This window comes from Metabacillus niabensis (genome assembly GCF_902829255.1).
Lineage (GTDB): Bacteria > Bacillota > Bacilli > Bacillales > Bacillaceae > Metabacillus > Metabacillus niabensis.
Map to the genome: position 1 here is coordinate 1 of NZ_CADEPK010000055.1, position 7,052 is coordinate 7,052.

Genomic DNA, 7,052 nt, shown 5'->3' on the forward strand with positions numbered 1-7,052 from the left:
CACGTTGTATGTGCTAAACTATTCATGTCCTTCAAAGGGCATACCTCCTTCTATGGCGAGATAAAGTGGTCGGGAAACCAACTTTATCCTACCATGTGAAGTGAGGTTTTTTAATACCTAATACCACACTTGAAGCTCTTTAGAACCCCCAGCATAGCAGGGGGTTTTCGAAACCACAAAAAAGTAAGGACTAAATAAACTGCTATTTAGTCCATTAAAAGTCTTGCTATTTTATTTTTCTTAGATGGCATTGGTGAAACTCATAATTTTATGAGAAAATCCAAAGATTTGTTTTCTAAGATAGATAATGTTCTTCAAACAATAAAAGAGTCAAAAACTAAAATTAAGATAAATACAATATTAACAAAACAAAACAGAGAATCTATTTATGATATATACAGAAAGCTTATTTGCTCATATACTCAGCACTTACAGCGATACCAGCAAATCCTGTCCAAACTGTTTCCGTTACAACAGATATAATAAATTTTGCATTTAGAAGACTAGGTAATTTTTTCATAGACATCTCTCCCGTCAATATTTTTTCACTAATAATTCTTAATACAATTGCTAACAGGAATAAGATTATTGCTACTGATATAGATGGGGCTGCAGTTACACTCGTAAGTACTCAATATACGAACTATTTTATTATAATATCACAAATATTACTTTATAAGAATAAAAAGAAACAATTGTAATTTGCCTTCCGCACCACACTTTCTGAAAGTGTAACCAAAAATGGAATAAATATACATAAATGTGAAACAATTCAAAATTACTTTCGTCTACAGATTGAGTCGATTCAATTTTACAGGCTCCATTAATAGAAGGAGGGGTGTCGGTTCTATAGGGAGATATTAGGTAACAGAAATAATAAAAGAAACTGAGGAGGAACTTAAGTTGAAAAAGAACATATATTTATTAATATTCGCTGTAATTTCATTTCTATTTATTGGACTTGGTTCAGTGTCTGCGGAAGAAAAGGCTAGAGATGATTATACCTTTGGTGAAATTGAGACTATGGTTGTAGAGTATTTCAAGGAAAATAATGTTAGCATTGAAATCGGTAGTGAAGAATATAATAATTATATTATTGAACAAATGAATACAGACGCAGATAAAAATTTAGCTAATCATAAAGACTATCATTTAATATGTGCCTATTTCGCTGAATATTTGCATAGATTATCTCTAGAAGAAGCCAAAGCCGAAGCAGAAATACAAGGGTCCTTCAAAACTATGCAATCTCAGTCAGATGAATTTCAGTTAAACAATGAAGTTAAAGAAACCACACTGGGAGAAATGAAAGAAGAAATTCAGAAAGAAGAATTAGCAGCCGAGTTGGAGAAGAAGTCTAACTTCTCTACAATGGCTACAGGAACAATCAATGTAGGTAATGCAAGAAAATATGCTGAAAAATACTACAAAAACTATAATACAGCTTATCCTAAATATCCTCTTGATTGTACAAATTTTGTTTCACAAATCCTACTTGCTGGAGGTAAGAGGTTAGTAGGAACTTCCACTACAACTTTGGTAAAAGATACTAAAGCTTGGTTTATTATGAAACGTCCTGATAATACATTTAGCAGAAGTACTTCTTGGACTGTGGTTACTGATTTGTATTCCCATTTAGTTAGAACCCAGGGTTCATATACAAATTCAACTAAATCACATATAATAAAAAATGCAAAATCGGGGGACGTTATTCAATTCAAAAAAAAGGGAGCAGATCGTTATTCACACTCAATGTGGGTATATGAAAAACAAAATTCAAACCTCTTACTTTCAGGTCACACAGATAATTATTTGAAGAGAAGTTTCAACGCTATAACAGCATATTACGAATATAGAATAGTCCAAATGTAAGAAGGGGGAGAGCGATATTAAAAAGAGAAGATTCTGGATACTATCTATTATTGCTCTATGCATTTTATTAGTGATTACTTGGGGAGTTTTTTCTTATGAGAAATCAGATAAGTTTTATAACTTTCCTGTACCTAAGTTTTCAAAAGTATTAGAGAACAGAAGAGATTTAGTGTCTTATTCTCTGTCAGGTGCTTCCGAGAGTAAAGAAAATGGACTTCCTTTCATTTATAGATTACATATTAAGTCTGGTGGCTGGGAGGAAGTTTTTCAAGAAGGCTCTTTAACCGTTTATAGTAAAGATGGTAAAAAAATTAATGTTATCGCTGAGACAGATTATGTATCAATAAGTATAAATAAGGATTAGATTTGGCCCTTCGTACTAGATGGGTTTTATTATGACATATTATAGTTGCAAGAATTCTTGAAGAAATAAACTTATATAACCTTGAATATATATTTAGCCTTGAAATTCAACTTCATAAATCCCTTCAAAGAACAAGGATAGGCAACAACCTCAAGGGTTAGTTGCCTTTTTTTAAAAAGAGTTGTGCCACACATTCCACGTGCGTCGTATGCGGAAACATATCCACCGGCTGCACCTCAACCGTCTCATACCCACCCTGCTCAAGCACATGTAAATCCCTCGCCAACGTCCCAGGGTTACAAGATACATAAACAACACGCTTAGGCTTCATATCAATAATTGTCTTTAACAACGCCTCGTCACAGCCTTTACGCGGAGGGTCAACGACGATGACATCTGCTTCGTTTCCTTGCTTATACCATTCAGGGATCACAACCTCAGCTTCACCTACTGCAAATTCTGCGTTTGTGATGTTGTTTAATTGGGCGTTACGGTTTGCATCTTCAATTGCTTCTGGGACGATTTCGACGCCAAAAACGTTCTTTGCCTTTTGGGCAAGAAAGAGAGAAATTGTTCCGATGCCACAGTAAGCATCAATAACCGATTCTTTACCAGTTAGCTGGGCATATTCCAATGCTTTATCGTATAAAACCTTTGTTTGCTCTGGGTTTACTTGATAGAATGATCGGGCTGAGATCGCAAATTTGACGTTGCCGATCTTATCATAAATGTATTCTTCGCCCCAAAGGACATTTGTTTCATCCCCAAAGATGACGTTTGTTCGTTTATTGTTGATATTTTGTACGATCGATTTTACTTGTGGGAATTGCTTTGTGATTTGCTCAATGATTTCCTTCTTATGGGCAAATTCCTTCGTTTTTGTCACAAAGACGACCATCATTTCGCCTGTGACGAGTCCATAGCGAACCATGATATGGCGGAGCCAGCCGCTATGCTTTTCTTCATTGTAAGCGCGGATGCCGTATTGTTCACAGATTTTTTTGACTGCTTGGACGACGTCGTCATTTTCGGCTTGTTGAATGAGGCATCTTTCCATGTCGATAATGTCATGGCTGCGCTTTTGGTAAAAGCCTGCTACTAGTCCACCTTCACGTTCACCGATTGGAACCTGTGCTTTGTTACGATAATTCCAAGGGTCGTTCATTCCTAAAGTTGGGTGAACCTTTACCTTCGTCATATCTAGCTTACCGATGCGTGTGAGGACTTGTTCGACCTGCTTCCGTTTGAAGTCAAGCTGACCTTTATAGCTAACATGCTGAAGCTGACAGCCACCACATTGTGAATAAATCGGACATGGTGCATCGACACGGTGTTCACTTTTTTCATACAGCTCAATTAACCGTCCGAAGGCAAAGCCCTTTTTCACCTTCACAACCTTCACTTTCCCTCGTTCGTCTGGTAAGGCGTTCTCAACGAAAATCGGGAATCCTTCTACTTTAGCTACACCGGCACCTTCATGTGTTAAGTCTTCAAAGGTCACATCGTAATATTCATTTTTTGCTACGGGTGCTTCAATTTTCGCCATTTGCTTCTTCCTTTTTTCTATGATTTAACTTATTTTATCATAATGAGAAGGCAGTAAAAAAACCTGGCTATTTGTTGCCAAGTTTCTTACTCTTCCTCTAACACTCTTGCTTTATCTGCTGATACCATGAAATCAATATGCTGGTAAAGGTTAACGAATTCTCCTGGTAACAGACCGCCATATTCACCATCTAAGTTTAATTGCATTTTATCTTGATTAATGACCTTTACACGGTTTGCTTTTGTGTAAATAATATGTTCATCATTGATGTGGTCACCTCTTAAAGCTAATGTAGCAATGCGAATAAATTCAGCTAGATTTGCTTTCTTGAGGATTAATAAATCGAACATTCCATCATTTAGACTTGAATCAGGTGCTAGCTTTTCAAAGCCACCAACAGAGTTTGTTAAGGAAACGAGAAACAACATGATTTCTCCTTCAAATAACTTCCCGTCATATTCAATTTTTACCTCTGCAGGACGAATTGAAGGAAGCATTTCCATCCCTTTTAAATAATAGGCGAGCTGTCCGACCATTGTTTTTAGCTTGCTCGGCACTTCATAGGTTAACTCTGTTAATCGGCCGCCACCAGCAATGTTAATAAAGTATTGACCATTAACCTGTCCAATATCAATCTTTTTAGGTTCCCCAGTTAAAATCGTCTCAACTGCCTGAAGAACATTATTTAACGGAATTCCGATTGCTCTTGCGAAATCATTTGTTGTTCCAACTGGGATTACTGCTAGTTTAGGGCGATTTTCTAAGCCTGCGATTCCATTTACGACTTCGTTTATCGTCCCATCACCACCTGCTGCAACAATTAAATTGAAGCCACGCTCAGCTGCTTTCCTTGCAGCATCAATCGCATCACCCTCACATGTTGTTGCATGACATGAAGTTTCATACCCGGCTTGTTCAAATTTTTGCAAAACATCAGGTAAATGCTTTTTAAAGGCTTCACGACCTGAAGTTGGGTTATATATTATTCTTGCTCTTTGCATGATACCATCATCCTATTACAAAAAGTTAAGTTCTCGAATCAAAAAGCATGAGGTGTCCGCTTTTGGCAACAAGCATATGCTTATCACTTGTACCTTTCGCGCCTTAAGCTTTAACATCAAGACTAAGTAGAAATTATTCTATTTCCATTCCTCTTCTAAATATGGAGAATAAATCTCCTTACATCCGTCAACTTTTTTATATATTTTATATTAACAAAAACATTATACGCTTCTATAGAAAGATCACAAGTGACATCCGTAATTGTCCACAACAATTTCAAATTTGCCTAACTATTATTATCACCATGTTTCGAAAAAAAAGTAAAGGTATTAAACAAAATTTGCTGAATGATACGAAAAGGACCTACCCGTTATGAGTAAGTCCGTGCTGTGTTAAAAAAATAAATTTAATAATTGATAAATTAGAGCTGCTAGGATAGCTGAAATAGGTAATGTAATAATCCATGTGATGACAATTTTACGAGCTACACCCCATTTTACACCTTTCACACGTTGAGCAGATCCAACCCCCATGATCGCAGAAGAAATAACATGGGTTGTACTAACTGGTAAATGGATTGTTGTTGCTCCGAAGATAATAAGTGCAGAAGAAAGGTCTGCTGCTGCTCCATTTACCGGGCGGATTTTCATAATTTTTCCACCGACAGTTTTAATAATTTTCCATCCACCTATCGATGTTCCGATCCCCATTGCTAATGCTGCAGAAATTCTTACCCATAATGGAATGTCACCGTGTGATGAGTGATATCCTGCGGCAATTAAAGCCATCGTAATAATCCCCATTGCCTTTTGCGCATCATTTGTACCATGTGTAAATGATTGTAATGCAGCAGTGAAGATTTGAAATATCCGAAATCTACGGTTTGATTTATATAGATTTGTATTACGGAAAATTACAGCAAATAAGCTCATCATAATAAAACCGATTGCTAATGCGATAAATGGTGAAAAGAGAAGTGCCTGTAATATTTTTATAAATCCAGTCCAGTTTAAAATATTCAATCCTGCTGCTGATACAGCTGCACCTGCAATGGATCCAATTAACGCATGTGAAGAGCTACTAGGTATACCATAATACCAAGTGATTAAATTCCATGCGATTGCTGCTATAAGAGCTGCTAAAATAATGACTGAACCATTCTCTAATGCGAACGGGTCAACAATATCCTTTGTGATCGTCTTTGCAACCCCTGTAAAGGTGATTGCACCGATGAAGTTCATACTAGCTGCTAATATAATTGCTACTTTTGGTGAAAGTGCGCGCGTTGATACGGACGTTGCAATCGCATTCGCTGTATCATGAAACCCATTGATAAAGTCAAAGGCTAGTGCGCATATCACGATTAAAATCGTTAGTATTAAAATAGTATCCATTTTTTAATATTGCGCTCCCTTATGCGTTTCTCATGATAATCGTTTCAATCGTATTCGCTACATCCTGGCAACTATCTGTTACCTTTTCAAGCATTTCATAAATTTCCTTATGCTGAATAATTTTAATTGGGTCCTTTTGTGTAGCAAATAAATGCTTGATTGAAACTCTTAACAAATCATCGCATTTGGATTCAATATCCTTTAATTCGATTGAATGTGTTCTCATATCAAGTAATTTTTTATTTGATAATAATTGCATTGCTTTTAAAATCTCATTTGTACTGCTGTGTATATATTTAATAAACTTTTCAATGTACTCGTCATACCCTTTAAAGGAAAACATTTCAAAGTAGGCAACACATTGTTCTAAGCCATCAAGGACATCATCCATTTTCATCGCTAATTGTAAAAGATCCTCACGCTCAATCGGCGTAATGAATGTTTTATTTAAGTCAACAATTAGTTCATGTATATATGTATCACCTTTGCTTTCATATGACTTCATTACTGAAGCAACTTCCTTTAAATCACTAATCTTTTTCACATCAATATCGACAAGATATTTAACAGCTTCGTCTAAGTTTTTTGCTATTAATAGGATCTTGTCAAAAAAAACATCTTTCTTTGAGCCAAATGCCATGTGAAAACCCTCCAAGATTTTTTCTATTTTCTTTTTTTAACCCCAATGTCTAATTTTATTAGTTTTTGTCGAATTTACAATATCTTTAAAGAAAATTTACAAAAACTTAACATTACATCGTTTTCGTTATGTTTCTTTACATAGAATTTACATTTCTCGTAGATTTGTTTTTTCAAAAGGCTGTTTTCGAGAACTTTGTTGCTTTTTTACAATGTAGTCATTAAATAAAAAGAT

6 protein-coding genes are annotated in these 7,052 nt (G+C 35.7%); 2 read left to right on the forward strand and 4 right to left on the reverse strand.

The window, feature by feature from the left end; genetic code table 11:
• Positions 1-903 precede the first annotated feature (903 nt).
• Both HU235_RS07175 and HU235_RS07180 read left to right on the forward strand, forming a co-directional pair.
• Positions 904-1,872 (forward strand): amidase domain-containing protein, encoded by a 969-nt coding sequence (locus tag HU235_RS07175; RefSeq protein ID WP_174879765.1) that lies wholly within the window; start codon positions 904-906, stop codon positions 1,870-1,872.
• Positions 1,873-2,041: 169 nt separating this feature from the next.
• The gene (locus HU235_RS07180; RefSeq protein WP_174879766.1) at positions 2,042-2,236 is read left to right on the forward strand and encodes a hypothetical protein; all 195 of its coding nucleotides are present in this window, start codon (positions 2,042-2,044) and stop codon (positions 2,234-2,236) included.
• A 157-nt stretch (positions 2,237-2,393) separates the two neighbouring features.
• Here the strand turns inward: HU235_RS07180 and rlmD are convergent, their stop codons facing one another.
• The 4 genes from rlmD to HU235_RS07200 form a co-directional block, all read right to left on the reverse strand.
• Complete coding sequence (gene rlmD, locus HU235_RS07185; RefSeq protein ID WP_174879767.1) at positions 2,394-3,782, reverse strand: 23S rRNA (uracil(1939)-C(5))-methyltransferase RlmD; 1,389 nt, start codon at positions 3,780-3,782, stop codon at positions 2,394-2,396.
• A gap of 86 nt (positions 3,783-3,868) precedes the next feature.
• Entirely contained in the window at positions 3,869-4,783 is a 915-nt protein-coding gene (locus tag HU235_RS07190) for a diacylglycerol kinase (RefSeq protein WP_174879768.1), read from the reverse strand.
• Between the two features lie 393 nt (positions 4,784-5,176).
• Positions 5,177-6,178, reverse strand: a complete 1,002-nt coding sequence (locus tag HU235_RS07195; RefSeq protein WP_145581974.1) for an inorganic phosphate transporter — start codon at positions 6,176-6,178, stop codon at positions 5,177-5,179.
• 19 nt (positions 6,179-6,197) lie between these two features.
• Positions 6,198-6,818: a DUF47 domain-containing protein gene (locus HU235_RS07200; RefSeq protein ID WP_095302752.1), complete on the reverse strand. Its 621-nt coding sequence runs from the start codon at positions 6,816-6,818 to the stop codon at positions 6,198-6,200.
• Positions 6,819-7,052 lie beyond the last annotated feature (234 nt).

What these genes read in the sequence shown, in the direction of transcription:
- rlmD (WP_174879767.1), bottom strand. Translation starts at nt 3,782, where the DNA reads ATGGCGAAAATTGAAGCACCCGTAGCAAAAAATGAATATTACGATGTG.
- HU235_RS07190 (WP_174879768.1), bottom strand. Translation starts at nt 4,783, where the DNA reads ATGCAAAGAGCAAGAATAATATATAACCCAACTTCAGGTCGTGAAGCC.
- HU235_RS07195 (WP_145581974.1), bottom strand. Translation starts at nt 6,178, where the DNA reads ATGGATACTATTTTAATACTAACGATTTTAATCGTGATATGCGCACTA.
- HU235_RS07200 (WP_095302752.1), bottom strand. Translation starts at nt 6,818, where the DNA reads ATGGCATTTGGCTCAAAGAAAGATGTTTTTTTTGACAAGATCCTATTA.